We start from the raw sequence: 17,523 nt of genomic DNA on the forward strand, positions 1-17,523 counted from the left end.
TGTGGACGACCGTCAGGGTCAGCCGCCGAGCAGGATTTCCGGGGCCGGACCATGGCCCAGAAAGGCCGATGGGCTGGCGCTGGCGCCATAAGCGCCGGCCATGAACACCGCGATCACATCACCCACATCGGCGCGCGGCAACGCGATCTGGTCACCCAGCTTGTCGAGCGGGGTGCACAGGCAGCCCACCACGGTCGCCGTCTCCTCCGCCGGCGCACCAAAGCGGCTGGCGACCGCGATCGGATAATTGCGCCGTACCACGGTTCCGAAATTGCCAGACGCGGCCAATTGATGATGCAGCCCGCCGTCCGTGACCAGGAAAGTCTCCCCCTGGCTTTGCTTCCGGTCGATGACCCGCGTCAGGTAAACGCCACATTCGCCCACCAGCCAGCGCCCGAGTTCGATTGCGAATCCGGTGTCCGCCAGCACCGCCGGACGCGCCGCCAGCGCGCCGCCCAGGGCAGCGCCGATCCGTGCGATATCCAGTGGCTGTTCCTTCGCGAAATAGGGAATGCCGAACCCCCCACCCAGATTGAGATGCGGCGGCGAGGCCCCCGCCTCGTCCGCGAGCCGTGCGGCCAGAGCCAGCGTGGCGGCCTGCATTTCGATGATCGCATCGGGATCCAGCGCCTGCGAACCGCTATAGATATGAAAGCCGCGCCAGTCCGCGCCTTCGGCCATGATTTGTCGCACCAGCGCAGCCACTTGCGGGGAATCGACGCCAAAGGCGGTCGCCCTGCCGCCCATGCGCATCCCCGATCCTTTAAGCTCGAAATCGGGATTGACGCGGATCGCCATTTTTGCGCGCCGGCCCATGCGTTGCATGATGGCCAGCGTGCGCGCCGCCTCGCCCGCGGATTCGCAATTGAGAGTCACCCCGGCCGCGATCGCGGCTTCCAATTCGGCATCGCGCTTGCCCGGTCCGGCGAACGACATATGCGCCGGATCCGCGCCACATTGGATCGCCAGCCGCATCTCGCCGATCGAGGCCACGTCGATCCCGTCTGCCAGCGCGCTCATCGCGGTCACCAACGGCGAAAAGGGATTGGCCTTCATCGCATAATGCAGGGACAATTCGGGCGGCATCGCAGCGCGGAGGGCGGCAAAGCGCGCTCGAACGATCTGGAAATCGTAAACGAACAGCGGCGTCTCGCCCGCCGCTGCGATGATTGCTGATGCGGGCTGTCCACCGATCAGAAGTTCGTCATTCAATGCTTTAAAATCAGACGGAATAGTGCCCATCGGCTTCATGATCCATGCTCCCGCTTGATCGCCGCCCGATCGAGCTTGCCGTTCGGATTGCGCGGCAAGGCGTTCAGCAGCAAGATGCGCGCCGGCACCATATAGCCCGGCAGTTCGGCCTTCATAGCGCGCAGCAGCCGTTCCTCTGCGTCCGTCATGGACAGCGCGGGCCGCGCGACCAGCAGGATCGCCTGCCCCAGCCGGACATCGGGCACGCCCAGCGCGACCGCCTCGGACACCGCACCCGTGGCGATCGCGGCCTCCTCGACCTCGGTGGGGCTCACCCGATTGCCCGATGTCTTGATCATCTCATCCGCACGCGCGACGAAGCTCAACAACCCGTCGCGGCGCCGCACCGCGCGGTCGCCGGAATAGACGGCCATCCCGCCTTCCCTGGAAAAAGCGGGCGCTGGCTTGAACCGTTCGGCGGTGCGTTCGGGATCGTTCCAATAGCCCTGCGCCACCAAAGGGCCGGCATGAACCAGCTCGCCTGGCTCGTCATCCGCGGTTTCGCTGCCATCGGGGCGAACGATCATCACCTCGGCAAAGGGGATCGCCTTGCCCATGCCGGCGGGATGCCTATCCACCAGCGCGGGATCGAGATAGGTGGATCGAAACGCCTCGGTCAGGCCATACATCAGATAAAGATCGGCCTGGCTGAACAGCGTGCGCAATTTGCGGACCAGCGGCACCGGCACGGCTCCGCCCGAATTGGTCAGGCGCCTGAGCCGCGTCGCGGTCTCCGGCGGCCATTCGGCTTCGGCCAATTGCACCCAGAGCGGCGGCACACCTGCAAGCGTGGTGATCTCGTGACGCTCGACCGCCTTGATCACGTCGCGCGGGGTGAGATAATCGAGCGGCGTCGCGCACCCACCCGCCGCCCAGGTGGAGAGCAATTGCGACTGGCCATAATCGAAACTGAACGGCAGCACGGCCAGCACCCGGTCCTGCGGCGTCAGCCTGAGATAATGTGCCACGCTCTGCGCCCCGAGCCAGAGATTGGCATGGCTCAGCATTACGCCCTTGGGTCGCCCAGTCGATCCGGAGGTATACAATATTTCAACCAGTTCAGACGGGTCTCTGGCAGAATATGGCAAGCAATTATCCCCGACCAGCGAGGCGTCGTGCTCGTCGACGATGCGCCCATCATGAAGATCTCCGGCGTCCAGCGTCTCCGCGCGTACCGCCCCCGTCACCAGCAATCGCGCCCCGCTATCGGCCATGATATGCGCGACCTGTGCGCGCTTAAGCAGCGGATTGATCGGTACATAGACCAGCCCCGCCCGTGCGCAGGCCAGCGGCAAGAGGCACGCCATGCGCGTCTTGGGCAACCATGCCCCCACGCGGTCTCCGGGTTTCATGCCCTGCGCCAGCAGTCCGTGCGCCAAGCGGCCCAGCGATTCGTGCAATGCAGCATAGCTGATCGTCCCGAAACGGGCCGAAATTGCAGGCGCATCGCCGCGATTGGCGTCAATCAGATGGTCCAATGGCCTGGGATCGCGGCTGGGGGCTTGCACTGTGGCTCCATTATGCGTCATCGCATCAGCGGGGAGATAGCGTCTTGTGGGTCAAAGGTGAATATTTCGATCAGTTCGACGCCGCGGCCCTGGCCGCGCGCGGCCTGCTCGATCGTGACGCCCAACCCGAAATGTTCGATCGGCTCGCCTGGTTTCGCGCCACATGGGCGCATATCGCTCCCGGCATCAGCCCGCTCATCGTCCGCGCGGTCAGCGAAAAGGCACAGGCCTGGCTGTTCTTCGCGCGACAGGCCGATGGCTCGCTCACCGCACTTTCAAGCTGGTATACGCTCGCCTTCTGTCCGGTTTACAGCGGCGCGCCCGATGATGTGGTGAAGCTGCGCCTGCTCACCGCCATTGCCAAGAGGATGCGCCACCCCGCGATGAAAATCGGCTGCATCGCGCTGCGCCCGGTTCCCGTGGAAGATGGCACGGCCGCATTGATCGCCAAGGCCTTCGTGCGTGCCGGCTGGGGCGCGACCCGCTCGCCCGCCACGGTGAACTGGATCGCCGATCTGACGGACAAGGATTTCGAGACCTATTGGGCCGAACGACCCGGCCAGGTCCGCAGCACGGTCGGCCGCAAGGGGCCGAAGACGCAGATGGAAATCACCATCTTCGACCGGTTCGATGAGCCGGCCTGGGCGGATTATGAAGCGGTCTATGCGACAAGCTGGAAACCCGAAGAGGGATCGCCCGCCTTCGTGCGCGCCATGGCGGAGAGCGAAGGCTCGGCGGGCACTTTGCGGCTGGGCATCGGCAAGATCGCGGGCGAGGCGGTAGCAGCGCAACTCTGGACCGTGGAGAACGGAAAAGCGATCATTCACAAGCTCGCTTATGCCGAAGCCGCCACCGAACTCTCACCCGGCACCTTGCTCAGCCATGCGATGTTCAAGCGCGCGATCGAGCAGGATCAGGTGACCATGATCGACTATGGCACGGGCGATGACGGCTACAAGGCCGGCTGGATGGACCGCGCCCGCCCGCTCGAACAGATCAGCCTGTTCAACCTCCGTCGCGCCTCCGGATTGATCGGCTATGCGCGGGAACGGCTTTCCGGCCTTGTCCGCCGCGCGCCGGTCGATTAGGGGACGCGCAGATAAGCATAAGCCAAGGGGTTCGCGCGTGGGTTCTGATGATGCGGCGCTGGTCGAGCAGACGGTGAGATCCGTGTTGCGCGACGTTCTGGGGATCAGCGAAGCCCGCGCAGCGGGTTTCGCTGCCGATACGCCGCTCTTCGGCGCGGTCCCCGAGCTTGATTCCATGGCCGTCGCCGGGCTGCTGACCGAGATTGAGGATCGTCTGGGGATCATCATCGACGATGATGAGGTGGATGGAGAAATGCTCGAAACCTTCGGCAATCTGGTCACCTTTGCGCGCGACAAGGCGCTGGGGTGAGCCCAGCCCCGCTCGTTCATCTCGCCTATCCATGGCGCGGAGCGAGCGAAAGACTGATCCGGATCGGCGATGGCGGCCCCGCGATCTTGTTCATCGCGCCGCTGTTCGAAGAAGCCAATCGCATCCGCCATTTCATGATCGAGGCGATGCGCGGTGTGGCCGCAAAGGGATATGCCTGTTTTCTACCCGATCTGCCGGGCACACTGGAAAGCGCAACCCCGCTGGAAACGCTGGACTGGGATAACTGGACCGGCGCGATCGGCGCGGTTGTCGCTGCGATCGGCAAGCCTCGCCTGACCGCATCCTTTCGCACCGGCTGCCTGCTCGACGGCTGGGCACAATCCGATGCGCGCTGGCGTCTGGCGCCGCAGGACGGTGCGAGCGTGATGCGCGAGCTCATCCGCATCCGCATGGCAGCCAATCGGGAGAACAGCATCGTCACCACTATGGCGGAGATCGATGCCGAAGCGATGGACGGCGTTTTCGAAGTCGCCGGATACCGCCTCTCACCCAAACTGACCCGTGGACTGAAGGCGGCGCAGGTCGAACCGTCCGGAACAGTGCGCCTTGTGAGGCTTGAAAGCGATATCCAGCCGGCAGACCTGACAATCACCGCGCAGCCCTTGTGGCGGCGCAGCGAGCCGGATCATGATCCCGTTTTTTGTCAGTCTGTTATTGATGATATCTCATATTGGGCATCATTATGCGCCGCTGGCTGACGTTTCGCTGTTCTGGCGAGATGCTGGCCGCGACGCTTGACGATGCGCCGGGCAGCGCCGGGTTGCTGATCGTCTCGGGCGGCAATGAAGCCCGCAGCGGCGCGCATGGCGGCATGGCCCAGCTTGCCGCCGCCATCGCCACGGCCGGCCATCCCGTGTTTCGCTACGATCGGCGCGGCGTGGGAGACAGCAGCGGCGTGAATGGTGGGTTCGAGACGGCTGGTGCGGATATCGCCGCCGCGATTGCTGCTTTTCGGGAGGCCGCGCCGCAATTGCACACGCTTGTCGCGTTCGGCAATTGCGACGCCGCCACCGCGCTGGCGCTGCTTGAAGACCGGAGCCGGCTTGCCGCACTGGTTCTTGCCAACCCCTGGGTGATCGAAACGCCATCCGATCTGCCGCCGCCCGCCGCAATCCGCGCGCGCTATGCCCAAAAGCTGCGAGACCCAAGGGAATGGCTGCGTCTACTGGGTGGCGATGTCAATTTCAGGAAATTGATCAAAGGTTTGGGAAGGATTTCTGCGCCATCAAGCGAGAGTGACCTGGCCGAGCGACTACGCGCAGGCCTCACGGGCTATGCAGGCCGGATCGCGATCATCCTCGCGCGACGCGATGCGACGGCGCTCGCCTTCCAACGAGAATGGAATCAGCCCGGTTTCGCAGCGCTTCGCAGCCGGTGTGAACTCACGCTGATCGAGAGCGCGTCGCATAGCTTCGCGCATCCCGCAGATCAGGCCTTGCTCCAGACGCGGTTGCTGTGCTCCTTGGCGAACGGCGCGGCCTAAGCCGCCACCATCTCGAAATCCGCCTCGGCCAGGAAGCGCTCGGCATCGAGCGCGGCCATGCAGCCCATGCCCGCCGCCGTTACCGCCTGGCGATAAATCTTGTCAGTGACGTCGCCTGCGGCAAAAACACCCGGAATATCGGTGTGCGACGTGCCCTTGTCGACGACGAGATAGCCTTCATCCAGCGCCAATTTGCCTTCGAACAATTCCGTCGCCGGATGATGCCCGATCGCCACGAACGCACCGTCCGTCGCGATGTGCGAGGATTCGCCGGTCACGGTGTCACGCAGATCGACCCCGACCAGCCCCTCGGGATCCCCACCGCCGACAAAACGCTCGACCGCCTTGTTCCACAGCACCTTGATGTTGGGATGCGCATGGAGCCGGTCCTGCAGGATTTTCTCGGCGCGCAGGGAATCGCGGCGATGGATCAGCGTCACGTGATGGCTGTGATTGGTCAGGTAGAGCGCTTCCTCCACCGCAGTATTGCCGCCGCCGATCACGACGACCTTCTTGCCGCGATAGAAGAAACCGTCGCAGGTGGCGCACGCCGATACGCCCTTGCCCTGAAGCAGAACTTCGCTTTCCAGCCCCAGCCATTTGGCCTGAGCGCCCGTCGCGATGACCAGCGTATCGCAGACATAGACCGCACCGCCATCGCCATGAAGCCGGAATGGCCGCTCGGAGAGATCGACGTCCACGATCTGGTCATAGACGAACTGGGTGCCGACATGCTCGGCCTGTGCCTGCATCTCCTCCATCAGCCACGGCCCCTGGATCACATCGCGGAAACCGGGATAATTTTCGACATCGGTGGTGATGGTAAGCTGACCGCCGGGCTGCATACCCTGCACCACGATCGGCGCCATGCCGGCGCGCGCCGCATAAATGGCGGCGCTGAGGCCGGCGGGGCCGGAGCCGAGGATCAACATGCGGGTGCTGTGCGTGGCGGTCATTGCGGTCCTGTTTCAATGCAGGGGATGGAGACGCCAGATAGTGTCTCCACCCCCTGCTATGCAAGGTCCGAACTGGGATCGGACTGAGGGGTCAAAACCGGACGCTGGCCCCCACGCGAATATCGCGACCCGCCAGCGGCGCATAGTCCGCCAGAAACGACGCATGACGCCGCGCCTCAACGTCGAAGATATTGTTGGCCGCCAGCCGCAGGCTCAGCAGGCCACCCTTGCCCATCGGCTTCCATTCGATCCGCGCGTTGGCGAGCGTAAAGCCGGGCGTGGTGGTCTCGAACGCCGCCACCTTGTCCTGCTTCGTCGCATGTTCGACCTCGCCGCGCACGACCAGGCCGCCGGATTGATATTCAAGCCCGCCGAGCACGCGCAAGGGCGGGATGAACGGTGCAGACCCCTGCCCCTCTATCTTCACGCGAACATAATCGATCAGGCCATCGGCGACGATCGCAGCGTCGCCGATATGCGCCAGCGTGATATTCGCCTCCGCTTCGAAGCCATATTGCTTGGCCCCAGCCGCCGCGAAGCCGTAAACGGGCAACCCATCCTCTTCATCGCCGGTGGGAGACTGATAGATGAAGTTCGTAAAGTCGTTGTAATAGGCTGAAATCTCGAACGAATATTCAAGCCCGCGGCCGCGCAACAGCACTTCGGCCCCATTGCTCTTTTCCTTGCCGAACAAGGGATTGCCAACCTCGAATGCCTGGGTCGCCAGATGCGGACCATTGGCGAACAGTTCTTCGGCCGTCGGCGCGCGTTCGGTGTGCGTCAGATTGAGGCCGAACTTCACATTGGGCGCGAACTCCAGCAGACCGCCCAGCGACCCGGTGAAGGTGGAGAAACTGCGCTCTGCATCGGGCGTGCCCAGCGCGTCGCTGGCGGTCGCGATCACATTGGTGTGTTCATAGCGTGCGCCAGCCTCAGCGCGGAAATGACCGAAATCGAAATTCTGGACGGTGAAGAGGCCGCCCTGCTCGGTGCTGGTCGGCGGCAGGAACGCCTCTTCGCCGATCACCTTGAAATCGCGGGTGAGATATTGTGCGCCGAATGCGCCGCTCCACGCACCCTTTTGCCGCTGGGAGAATTCGAGCCGCCCTTCCATGCCCTTGTTGAGGAACGTCGTGGCGATCTCGCCCGTGTCCTCGATTTCGAAATGGCGATAGTCGCCATAGCCTGCGCGAAAGCGGATCGCATCGAGAAAGCCGCTGGCCGGCGTGATCTCCGCACGCAGATCGGCGCGATATTGCTTCACGTCCAATGTGGGCGCTTCGGCTTCCACATCGGGATCAAGCGAAAAGCGGATCGGCACGCCATAGCGATTGTCCAGCCGCGAGACCGAAAAGCCGATGTTCCCGCCATCGCCGATATAGGCCGCGCCCAGCGCGACCTCGTGCGATTCGGAGGGTGTATTGGGCAATTTCCCCTTGAGATCGGCCAGTTCCTGTATCTCCGCGATCGGAGATGCCGCTGCTTCGGCCCGCAATGGCTTGCTCAGCAGATAACCGCCGGTGCGCAGATCGTCCGTCTTCGTATAGCTGCCATCGGCATGGATCACGAAGCCGCCGCCCAGTGCGACATCGGCAGAGGCTGCACCGCGCCGTTCCTCGGCGGCACTGCCATAATCCGCATCCGCCTTCAGGCGAATTCCATTGGCGGGGACACTGCGCGGAATGCGGCCGTCGATCACGCTCACCACGCCGCCAATCGCCGAGGATCCATAAAGGAGCGCGGTCGGGCCGCGCAGCACTTCGATCCGCTCCGCCGTGAGCGGATTGATCGCCACCGCATGATCGACGCTTGATCCGGACGCATCGAAGCTCCCGATCCCGTCGATCAGCACGCGGATGCGATCGGCCTGGAGGCCGCGCAAGACGGGGCGTGACGCCACCGGACCAAAGGATGTCGCGGATACACCGGGCAGGCTGGCCAGCGTATCGCCCAGATTGCTGCGCCGCGCCGCATCCAGATCGCCAGCGCTCAAGACCGAGGTGCCGCCGAGCAGATCCTCGCGGCTGCGGTGCATCGCGGTGACCACGATCTCCACCGGATTGTCATCATGCGCCGGCAAAACCGTCTTGTCGGTTCCGGCATCGGCCGCATGATCGGATTGCGCGACAGCCGGTGCGGACGCCCCAGCGAGCAGAATGGCCATTAAAGTGAATTGAGATTTCATGACGTTTCCCTTCACCGCGGCCTCTTAATGAGACTTTATATCATGTCAATATGCCATGGTGCGACGCGGGCGCTATCAGCCTGCCAAGCTGCACGGTGGATGAACGGAAGATAATAGGACGGGCCTGAGCCCCACTAGATCAGGGCTGAACGGCGCGAACCGTAACCCCTTCATATTTTGCGTTTGCCGCGTCGAATACGGGCTGGATGGTAAAGGGTTCGCCGCTCAGCGAGGCACCATTGATTCCCGCGAGCTTGAACGTCCCCAGCTTCAATTCGGCGGGTGCCTTGCCATCCCGCTGTAATACCACTGCATCGACGAACAATTCGTCATGCTTGGTGTAGAGGATATGGGGCGACAGCAGCATCGCGCATTTATTGTAGACCGCGGTGACACACAGCTTCCGATCAATCGCGATCCGGAAGATATCCGCATTCGATGCCTGTGGCTGGGACGGGTCCGCGCCATAGGCCGAACGCACGCTGAGGGTCTTGCGAACTTGCTGCATCGCAACAGGAATACCGGGGTCGCCCGCCACTGGCAAGGGCGGGCGCGCTCAAGCCAGGGAAAATCTGCGATTGAAAACGCTCTCGATTCCCTGATTGGGCCGCTTTATTCCTCCCGCACCGATCTTGGCCGCCGCAATTGCTGGACCATCAGGTCGATCAAGAACACCGCTATCAGCGAGAGGCCGAGCAGCGGCATCACCACGCCCGCGATGATGAGGAGGGCGATCGCCCCTTTCATCCGCACGTCCGATATCGACGGCGGCGCGCCCAGGCGACCCGCCGGTCGCCGTTTCCACCACATGATCACGCCGCTCACCACAAGCAGCACAATACCGATGCAGGGGATGAGCATGAGTATCTGATTGGCGCGGCCGAAATAATTGCCCATGTGAAGCTGAACGCCAAGCTCGATCGCCTTGGCGGCCCAGCCATAATCGGCATAGCGGATCTCGCGGATCAGATGGCCCGAATAGCGATCGAAATAGAGCGTGCGCTGGCCCTGCGGCTGATCGGGATAGGTATAAGCGGTATAGACGCCCTCCGGCCCCGCGGGCAGAAACAGACGATAGCCGCTGGCCAGCCTGTGATCCGCCGCCGCTTGCACGATATCATCAATGCCAGAGACGGCGGCTTCGTCCTGCATCGCCGGCATCAACCCGTGCCCCGGATGATCCGCATGAGTGGCATCGGAGACTGGCATGGGCGCATCCTCCAGCGTCCAGGGCGCTTCGCGGAGCGCCGCCTTCATCGGTACGCTCTTGGGCGCGCCATAGCCGCGGGTCGAAGCGGGATAGCCGATGTCCGCGGCCGCGGTAACCTGCTTGAGCAGATCGCCCTGCACGCCCGCCCAGGGCAGGCCGGTGAGGATCAGGAATGCGATCAGCGCCACGGTCCAGACCCCGACGGAAGCATGAAGATCCCGCCAGAACAGACGGCCCTTGGCCCACAAACGTGGATAAAGGAGCCCCGCCGGTCCCTTGCGGCTGCGCGGCCACCACAGATACAGGCCGGTGGCGATGAGCACCAGCGCCCAGCACGCCGCCAATTCCACAATCCGGTCGCCGATCGTGCCGATGGTCAAAGATCCGTGCATGTCGTCGGCAAACCCGACCAATGTTCGCTCATAGACATAAGACCCGAGCACCCGCGCGTCGCCCGGATCGACAGCAATTCGCAGCGCCTCGCCCGCATCGGGCGTGACGAACACCGTCGCGGCGCGATCCGGCGTTGCGGGCAGATCGATGCGCGTCGCAGCCCCTGGATGCGCCGCCAGCGCCGCGCGGATCATATCGGACACCGGCGTGGGCGCGGCGCGCGGAATTACGAAGCGCAGTTCCGGACTGAGCGCATCGTTGATCTCCTCATTGAACAGATAGATCGCGCCCGTCACGCTGAGGATCACCAGAAAGGGCGCCACGATCAGCCCGGCATAGAAATGCCACCGCCAGATCGCGCGATAAGTTTTCGACAGGGATGGGACGGTTGCCATGATCGCTGGTCCGATCAGAAGTGCGTGGAGAGCGAGAGTTCGGCGCTGCGGGGCGCGCCGATATAGATGTTCGTGCTCGGATATCCCGAATATTCGCCGTAAAAGGCATCGGTCAGATTACGGCCGCGCAACATCACCACCGCCTTCGGGGTCAGTCGCCATGCGATCGAGGCGTCGAATGTTGTATGGCCCCGCACGAAATAGTTATTGGCGGTATCGGTGTAGAAGCCAGTCGCATGGCGCACGAAGGCGCCCAGCGTGATCGGCAGCGCCGCGAAGCCGTATAGCGCCGTGCCGTTGAGCGTGGTGGACGGCGTGTTGATCGGCCGGTTGCCGGAGCGATCGACGCGGACGCCGGCGATCAATTCGCTCAACTGATCATATTGCGCATCGACATGGGAAATACCGCCCGAAAGCGAAAGCCGCGGGGTCACGGCGGCCCCGATGCTGAGTTCAACGCCCTGCGACGATTGTTCGCCGCCCTGGATCGCTTGGGACGGATTATTGGGATCGCGCGTCAATATGTTCTTCTGTTCGATCCGATAGGCCGCCCCCGTCAGGGTCAGTCGCTTGTCAAAGGCCGAGGCCTTGAAACCGGCTTCATAGGAATGCCCCTTGGTCAGCCGGTAGCTGGTATTGACGATGGATTGCAGCAGGATCGACGAGACCGGGGTCACTGCAGTGGTATATTGGGCATAAAGCGTCAGCCCCGGCGTGACATCATAGGTCGTGCCCATGCGCCAGGAAAAGGGCTGATAGGTGGGCGCGCCGCGCGTGACCACGCCACCCGCATTCAGATTGGTGATCAAGCGCGTCAGATCGATATGATCATAGCGCGCGCCCCCCACGATCAGCCAGCGCGGCGTGATGTTCAGCGCATCCTCGGCAAAGATTGAAGCGGTCTTGAGCCGTGAGTCATAGATGACATTGGTGGTGGTATAGGCGCTGTTCCCCGTCGGAAAGAGGCCGACCGTCGGATTGAACGGATCCACTGCGGCGACCGCACCCACCGGGCTTTGCTGCCGCGGATTGATGAAGTCCGTGTCATTATATTCGCCGCCCAGGCTGAAACGGTTGCGTAGCCCGCTGATCACGCTGTCATTGGCGATCACGAGCCGCTCATTCCAGAATCGATGATCATGATAGATGCGCTGGACCGAGCGGGCGAAGCTGCCTTCGGGAAAAGCGGCCGTCGGGGCGACGAAATTCTGGTCCCCGCTCAAAACGAAATCACGTTTTGCCCGATACCAGGTAAAATCATTGGTAACCGACCAGCCGCCGCCCATGGCATAGTCGATCCGCGCGCGCAGCGTGGTTTCGTGCGCACCGGAATATGCTCCTTCGGGATTGTAATTGCTGTGTCTCAGCGCCTTGTCGATCACCAGGCTGTTGGTCGCGTTTTGCAGCGCGCCGCTGGGGTTGCGGGCCACTGCCGCGGAGACCAAAGGTACGCCCTGATAGGATGAGTCATAGCGGTCGTCATAATGATCGACCGCGAGCAGGATCGACACGGTGGATGCAGGCTTGAACAACAGGCTGGCCGTCAGCCCCGCAGACCGGGTCTCATTGTCATCGACATCATAAAGGCTGTCCGAATGCAGATAGCTTGCGTCGGCGCGGAGCGCGACGGTGTCCGAGAGCTTGAGGTTCACACCGCCGGCGGCGGTCAGCGTGTTGAAACTGCCATAAGCCAGCCGCCCATCCAGATGATCACCCTCCAGGCTCGGCTTGCGCGTCACCTTGTTGATCACGCCCGCCAATGCGCCTTCGCCGTAAAGCACCGATGCCGGCCCCTTGATCACTTCGATCCGGTCGAAATGCCAGGTGTTGGTGTCCCGCTGCACCACGGTCGATGTGGATATGCGCACGCCATCCTGCAGGATCGAGACCGCCCCGCCCGAAAATCCCCGCAGCGAAACAACCGCGGGATTGCCCGGCACATTGCCGGAGACCGCGCCGACCACCGCGTTGAATGCCTCGCGGGCCGTCCGCAGCCCCTGGATCTGCAGATCTGCCTGAGTCAGTGTTTCGACGGTCGCCGGTGTCTCGCGGATGGTCAGGGCGAGGCGGCTGCCCGTCTGCGTCCTGGTGTCGAGCTTGAGCTGATCGCGCTGCGCAGTGACGATGATGGCATCGGCATCCCCGTCTTCGGCCGCGACCGGCGTTGCAATGATGAGTGCAGACATGGCCGTCGTGGCCAGAGCAATTTTGAACATGGCATTCCCTTTGGATGGGCGCGCCGTCGCGCCCGGATCATCGGGCGACGGCGAAGACTGGCGATAGGGGTGAGCGATCATGCGGATGGCGGCGATGAAGGCGCCGCCATCCGCAATCGCGGGCGTGGAGAAGATCTGATCCGGCGTGGCGCGACACCAGGCGATGCGCGTCAGCGGCAACCAGCGCCGCGGCGGATCAGGCGGTCGCGGGAGGTCCGCGTAAAGGAGGTCGCAGCCGGGTGTCGTGTGAGCGGCTGGGTCGCAGGACGACCCGAAAGGCGATCAACCCGATGAAAGCGAGCGCCAGAGCGAGCTGGATCGGATCGGCGGCGGCAAGGCTGGGCGTCCAGAGTCCCGCAAAAGCGCAGGGCTGATCGGCCTGCTTCTGCTCGGCCGGCGGGTCCGTCTCGCCCGCCATGCCGGGGATGGACACGGCCACGGTCTGCAGGCCCATGCCGGTGCAGATCTGGACGGTCATGACGCCGCCGGATACCAACGGCATGAAGCCTGCCGGCATGAGCAGCTTCATCATCAACGCCATCGCCACCAGCCAGGAGGCCAGCAGCCGATGCCGAAGGATTTGGTGGCGAAACGAATTCACGCGCCGCCCCTAACCGGATCGAACATGAATGTCATCCGTGATCGTCGGATCAGGCCTGCACGATCACCTTGAGATAGGTCGCCGGAATGACCGTGCTATTCGCACCGCCCTGATTTTGCGCTTCAAACAAGGCCGCAAGTTCATCCCGAAGTTGGTCGGCCAGCCCCTTTTGCGCCGCCGCCTCGAACGCGTTCATGGTCGGCCCATAATAAAGGCGGAATGTATCGAGCAGATCGGTCGGCGGGCCGGGATGGCGAAAGACATAGCTTGCGCGCTCGCAACCGACATTTTCGGCCGCAACCCCCGCCAAACCGAAACGCTCCCGCACCACATCCTCCATCCCCCAGGTGACGGGGCTGATGAAGCCTTCGGGCGGCGGCGGGGTATAGGCCGCGCTGATTTTCAGGATCTGGGCGACCAATGTGGGATCGCCGGGGATCCAATTGCCCATCACGATGCGCCCACCCGGGCGCGTTACCCGCACCATTTCGCGCGCGACATCGTGGGGACGCGGGGCGAACATCGCGCCGAAGATGCTGACCACGCGATCGAAGCTGTCGTCGGGCACCTGTTCGAGATGGGAGGCGTCACCTTCCTGAAAGCGCAGGTTGGCGAGGCCAGCCTGGGCCGCGCGGGCATTGCCGGCCGCGACCAGATTGGCCGCGATATCGATGCCGGTGACATTGGCACCGCGCCGCGCTGCGGGCACCGCGGTCGTCCCATCGCCGCACCCCAGATCGAGCACATCCATGCCCGCGCCGATCCCCAGATCATCGATCAGCGCTTCTCCGCTTTCGCGCATCGTTGCTGCGATCTGCGTGAAATCGCCCTTTTCCCACAATGCCTTGTTCGGGTTCATCTGCGGTCTCCTTCAGCCGGCGCCAGTCTAGCATATTCAGGCGGAATCTCCACATGGGCTCATTCGGCAATCGGATCGAACTCCAGATGCAAATTGCGCAGCGCGCGCAGGATATAGGTCGGCTCATATTCGAAGCTGGGCTGTCCGGCTGCACCATGATGCGCTGGCGAGAGGCGGATATTGTCGAGCCGTGCCAGCAGCCGCTCGATGCTCACGCTCACCTCCCTGCGCGCGAGTGGCGCGCCGATGCAGGTGTGCGCCCCGCGCCCGAAAGCGAGATGCTCTTTCGCGCGCGGACGGTCCATGTTGAACACGCCGGGATCCTCGAAGCGGCGCGGGTCGCGGTTCGCCGCCATGTGAGACAGGAGGATGGTCGTCCCCGCCTTGATCTCCAAGCCGCCCAGCATGGTGGTCTTCTGGCACAGCCGCCCGCCGCTCTTCACCGAACCGTCAAAGCGCAGCAATTCCTCGATAAAGGCCGGAATGCGTTTGGGGTTCGCGCGCAGATCCACCTGAATGTCGGGTCGGGTCGCAATTACGCGGAAGGCATTGGCGAGCAGCCGATTGGTGGTATCCTGTCCCGCACCAAATAGGAACGCGCCTAAAGCCGTGAGATCGACCAAAGTGGGGCGTGACCCATCAGGGAATTTCGCCAGGGCCAATCGGGTCAAGATGTCGCCCTCCCCCGTCGCGCCGGCGAACATCCGCGTCACGGGCCGCAGCAACGGGTGATGCACCAGCCGGCGCTTGGCGATGTAGCCGAATAAGGTCTTGCCGATCGAGACGAGCGGGTTTTTCATCATGTCCTCGGGGGTCGCGCCGATCACCGCGGGCACGGCGTCCTTCAACAGATCGCGAAACTGTCGCCGCCCCTTTTGCGGGATGCCGAGCAAATCGGCGATGATCAGCGTGGCATAAGGCCCACCATATTGCTGGACCAGATTGACCCGGCCATCGCCGATGAACTCGTCGATCAGCGCATCGGCGGTGTCGCGCAGCGGCGTCTCCATCGCTTTCAGCCTGCCCGGCGTGAAGAGCGGCGCGATGATCGAGCGCAGATTGGAATGGCGCACGCCCTGCTCGGTCACCACCTGATCGGCAAATGGCATCTTGGGCCGCGCGGCTTCCAGTTGCGCGGTGATATCATCGCTGGTGACCTCGAAGGGCACGCCCGGGATCGGTCCCGTTACGGCATTGATGCTCGAGAAATGCTCGGTATCGAGCATCACCTGCACCGTCTCCTCATAGCCCGTGACTGCCACGACATTACGATGCGGCAATCGCGTCACCGGCCCCTGACCACGCAGGAAATCGAAATAGGCGTGCGGATCATCGACCAGCGCTACATCCGCATAGAAATCGGCCGTTTGATAGTCCGTCATGCCAAGATCCCATAGTTTATGATACACGATGGATCATAAACTATGGGATTGGTTTCATTTGTCAACGCGCGCCCTCTCGCGGGGCGGCGGGTCAGTCCGCCGGAAAAGCCTGGCGCTTGCCCGCGGCCTTGTGAACCACCCCGTGGCGCATGACGAAATCCACGGTCTCCATGCGAGTCACATCGTCCAGCGGACTGGCGCTGATCGCGATGATATCGGCATCCTTGCCCGTCTCGATCGTCCCGATCGCCGATTCCCGCCCCAGCGCTTCCGCGGCATTGACCGTTGCCGCCTTGAGCGCGGCGGCCGGCGTCATCCCGGCCTTTACCATCAGCGCGAACTCCCGCGCATTCTCGCCATGTTTGGATACTCCGGTATCGGTGCCGAAAGCGATCTTGACGCCCGCGGCGATCGCCTTGGAATGGCTGGCGAATGCGGCCGCCGCCGCTTCCTCCGCTTTGGGGATCACGGCGGGCGGGAGCAATCCGGCGCGTGCCTGCTCGAGCGCGGCGCGCGGGGCGAGCATAGTGGGCACCAGCCAGGTGCCGTTCGCCTTGAACAACTGGATCGCTTCATCGTCGATGAAGGAGCCGTGATCGACGGTGTCGACATGCGCCTTGATCGCCGCCTTGGTGCCGGCAGCGGCGTGGCTGTGCGTCGCCACCTTGCGGCCGAGGCCGTGCGCGGTGTCAATGATCGCCGACATTTCCTCGTCGGTCATCGCGCGGCCAAGTCCACCCGAGATATTCGACAGCACGCCGCCCGTGGACATATATTTGATCACTTGCGCACCGAGCGCCACCTGCTGGCGCACCGCGCGGCGGCAGTCATCGGGGCCGTCGCAGGTGTTGATCTGATGCTGATGAAGTGCCTCGGCGAAGGATTCAGCCATCCCGTTCGTCCCATCGGCATGGCCGCCCGAAACGGAAATGCCGCTGCCCGCATTGATGATCGTCGGCCCGGCCACATCGCCGCGCTCCACGCCTTCACGCAGCGCCCGCATCCCGCGCGGACTGCCGCCGAGATCGCGCACGGTCGTGAAACCCGCGTCCAGCGTTATGCGCGCGTTGGACACGGCGAACAGCATATCGTCCGCGTCATCGCGGTTGAGCGCCGTCAGCCGGTCCCGCATCGGATCGCCGCCAATGCCCCAGAGATGGACGTGCATATCGACCAGGCCCGGCATCACGAACTGGTCCTTGAGATCGATCACATGGGCGCCCGCCTCCGCGTCGACATAGCCGTCGCGCACCGCGGTAATCTTGTCGCCGCGGATGATGATCGTGCTGGGGCCGCGTGGCGCCTTGCCAGGTTGTGCGAGCAGTGCGCCGGCATGGATCACGGTCAGCTTCTGGCCGGCCTCCGGCGTTGCGGGCACCGTGGTCTGTGCGCAGAGCGATGTCGCACTGAGCATGGCAAAGGTAATGGCGGCAAATCGGCGCATGAATGGCTCCCTTTTTTCGGTTGCGACAAGACTATGCGCACCGCCAAAAGACCGCCACTGATTTCGCCAGGCCTTTAACAGCCCCAGATTTTCCGCAAATTTCAGGGATATGGTAGCGGAGGAGGGACTTGAACCCCCGACACCCGGATTATGATTCCGGTGCTCTAACCAGCTGAGCTACTCCGCCCCAAGGGGCCGCGGCATCTGTGCCGCGAAGGCGC

Annotated in this window: 15 protein-coding genes and 1 tRNA gene; 4 read left to right on the forward strand and 12 right to left on the reverse strand. The window is 63.4% G+C overall.

The genetic code is table 11. The annotated features are described in order from the left end of the window. Positions 1 to 18 precede the first annotated feature (18 nt). Together FHS49_RS16950 and FHS49_RS16955 are read right to left on the reverse strand one after the other, a co-directional pair. Positions 19 to 1,251 carry a pyridoxal-dependent decarboxylase, exosortase A system-associated gene (locus FHS49_RS16950; RefSeq protein WP_184020820.1) on the reverse strand — a complete coding sequence of 411 codons (1,233 nt, stop codon included), beginning with the start codon at positions 1,249 to 1,251 and terminating at the stop codon, positions 19 to 21. Next, a complete protein-coding gene (locus FHS49_RS16955) occupies positions 1,248 to 2,780 on the reverse strand; it encodes an acyl-CoA ligase (AMP-forming), exosortase A system-associated (RefSeq protein WP_184020822.1) in 1,533 nt (510 codons plus the stop codon). The genes FHS49_RS16950 and FHS49_RS16955 overlap by 4 nt, the downstream gene beginning before the upstream one ends. Here FHS49_RS16955 and FHS49_RS16960 point away from each other — a divergent pair. The 4 genes from FHS49_RS16960 to FHS49_RS16975 are packed head-to-tail and all read left to right on the forward strand — an operon-like array spanning position 2,729 to position 5,661. Beyond that, positions 2,729 to 3,847, forward strand: coding sequence for a GNAT family N-acetyltransferase (locus tag FHS49_RS16960; RefSeq protein WP_246350883.1), 1,119 nt, complete (start codon positions 2,729 to 2,731; stop codon positions 3,845 to 3,847). The two genes, FHS49_RS16955 and FHS49_RS16960, sit on opposite strands and share 52 nt — an antisense overlap. 37 nt (positions 3,848 to 3,884) lie before the next feature. Then, complete coding sequence (locus FHS49_RS16965) at positions 3,885 to 4,157, forward strand: acyl carrier protein (protein WP_343053008.1); 273 nt, start codon at positions 3,885 to 3,887, stop codon at positions 4,155 to 4,157. Then, entirely contained in the window at positions 4,154 to 4,876 is a 723-nt protein-coding gene (locus tag FHS49_RS16970) for an alpha/beta hydrolase family protein (protein WP_184020828.1), read from the forward strand. Before FHS49_RS16965 ends, FHS49_RS16970 begins: the two co-directional genes overlap by 4 nt. Beyond that, the gene (locus tag FHS49_RS16975; protein ID WP_184020830.1) at positions 4,861 to 5,661 is read left to right on the forward strand and encodes a hydrolase 1, exosortase A system-associated; all 801 of its coding nucleotides are present in this window, start codon (positions 4,861 to 4,863) and stop codon (positions 5,659 to 5,661) included. Before FHS49_RS16970 ends, FHS49_RS16975 begins: the two co-directional genes overlap by 16 nt. Here FHS49_RS16975 and trxB read toward each other — a convergent pair. The 10 genes from trxB to FHS49_RS17025 form a co-directional block, all read right to left on the reverse strand. After that, positions 5,658 to 6,617 (reverse strand): thioredoxin-disulfide reductase, encoded by a 960-nt coding sequence (gene trxB / locus FHS49_RS16980; RefSeq protein WP_184020832.1) that lies wholly within the window; start codon positions 6,615 to 6,617, stop codon positions 5,658 to 5,660. The two genes, FHS49_RS16975 and trxB, sit on opposite strands and share 4 nt — an antisense overlap. 91 nt (positions 6,618 to 6,708) lie before the next feature. Further along, complete coding sequence (locus FHS49_RS16985; RefSeq protein ID WP_184020833.1) at positions 6,709 to 8,781, reverse strand: TonB-dependent receptor; 2,073 nt, start codon at positions 8,779 to 8,781, stop codon at positions 6,709 to 6,711. Positions 8,782 to 8,941: 160 nt separating this feature from the next. Continuing rightward, positions 8,942 to 9,310 (reverse strand): hypothetical protein, encoded by a 369-nt coding sequence (locus FHS49_RS19915; RefSeq protein ID WP_343053009.1) that lies wholly within the window; start codon positions 9,308 to 9,310, stop codon positions 8,942 to 8,944. 104 nt (positions 9,311 to 9,414) lie between these two features. Then, positions 9,415 to 10,800, reverse strand: a complete 1,386-nt coding sequence (locus FHS49_RS16995) for a PepSY-associated TM helix domain-containing protein (protein WP_184020835.1) — start codon at positions 10,798 to 10,800, stop codon at positions 9,415 to 9,417. 14 nt (positions 10,801 to 10,814) lie between these two features. Next, complete coding sequence (locus tag FHS49_RS17000; protein WP_246350886.1) at positions 10,815 to 13,196, reverse strand: TonB-dependent receptor; 2,382 nt, start codon at positions 13,194 to 13,196, stop codon at positions 10,815 to 10,817. A 16-nt stretch (positions 13,197 to 13,212) separates the two neighbouring features. Continuing rightward, entirely contained in the window at positions 13,213 to 13,617 is a 405-nt protein-coding gene (locus FHS49_RS17005) for a DUF2946 family protein (RefSeq protein WP_184020837.1), read from the reverse strand. Between the two features lie 49 nt (positions 13,618 to 13,666). Beyond that, on the reverse strand, positions 13,667 to 14,476 hold the full coding sequence (locus tag FHS49_RS17010; protein WP_184020839.1) for a class I SAM-dependent methyltransferase: 810 nt from the start codon (positions 14,474 to 14,476) through the stop codon (positions 13,667 to 13,669). Positions 14,477 to 14,535: 59 nt separating this feature from the next. Continuing rightward, positions 14,536 to 15,858 carry a cytochrome P450 gene (locus FHS49_RS17015; RefSeq protein ID WP_184020841.1) on the reverse strand — a complete coding sequence of 441 codons (1,323 nt, stop codon included), beginning with the start codon at positions 15,856 to 15,858 and terminating at the stop codon, positions 14,536 to 14,538. 91 nt (positions 15,859 to 15,949) lie between these two features. Beyond that, positions 15,950 to 17,302 (reverse strand): metal-dependent hydrolase family protein, encoded by a 1,353-nt coding sequence (locus tag FHS49_RS17020; protein ID WP_184020843.1) that lies wholly within the window; start codon positions 17,300 to 17,302, stop codon positions 15,950 to 15,952. A 110-nt stretch (positions 17,303 to 17,412) separates the two neighbouring features. Further along, a tRNA-Met gene (locus FHS49_RS17025) sits at positions 17,413 to 17,489 on the reverse strand. Between the last annotated feature and the right edge of the window lie 34 nt (positions 17,490 to 17,523).

The organism is Sphingobium boeckii (assembly GCF_014199215.1).
Taxonomy (GTDB): Bacteria; Pseudomonadota; Alphaproteobacteria; order Sphingomonadales; family Sphingomonadaceae; genus Sphingobium_A; species Sphingobium_A boeckii.

Bases quoted from the DNA above. Each gene is read 5' to 3' on its own strand.
- FHS49_RS16985 (WP_184020833.1), bottom strand. From the start codon at position 8,781: ATGGCCATTCTGCTCGCTGGGGCGTCCGCACCGGCTGTCGCGCAATCC.
- FHS49_RS16960 (WP_246350883.1), top strand. From the start codon at position 2,729: ATGGCCTGGGATCGCGGCTGGGGGCTTGCACTGTGGCTCCATTATGCG.
- FHS49_RS16995 (WP_184020835.1), bottom strand. From the start codon at position 10,800: ATGGCAACCGTCCCATCCCTGTCGAAAACTTATCGCGCGATCTGGCGG.
- FHS49_RS17010 (WP_184020839.1), bottom strand. From the start codon at position 14,476: ATGAACCCGAACAAGGCATTGTGGGAAAAGGGCGATTTCACGCAGATC.
- FHS49_RS17020 (WP_184020843.1), bottom strand. From the start codon at position 17,302: ATGCGCCGATTTGCCGCCATTACCTTTGCCATGCTCAGTGCGACATCG.
- FHS49_RS16975 (WP_184020830.1), top strand. From the start codon at position 4,861: ATGCGCCGCTGGCTGACGTTTCGCTGTTCTGGCGAGATGCTGGCCGCG.
- FHS49_RS16955 (WP_184020822.1), bottom strand. From the start codon at position 2,780: ATGACGCATAATGGAGCCACAGTGCAAGCCCCCAGCCGCGATCCCAGG.
- FHS49_RS16950 (WP_184020820.1), bottom strand. From the start codon at position 1,251: ATGAAGCCGATGGGCACTATTCCGTCTGATTTTAAAGCATTGAATGAC.
- FHS49_RS19915 (WP_343053009.1), bottom strand. From the start codon at position 9,310: ATGCAGCAAGTTCGCAAGACCCTCAGCGTGCGTTCGGCCTATGGCGCG.
- FHS49_RS17015 (WP_184020841.1), bottom strand. From the start codon at position 15,858: ATGACGGACTATCAAACGGCCGATTTCTATGCGGATGTAGCGCTGGTC.
- trxB (WP_184020832.1), bottom strand. From the start codon at position 6,617: ATGACCGCCACGCACAGCACCCGCATGTTGATCCTCGGCTCCGGCCCC.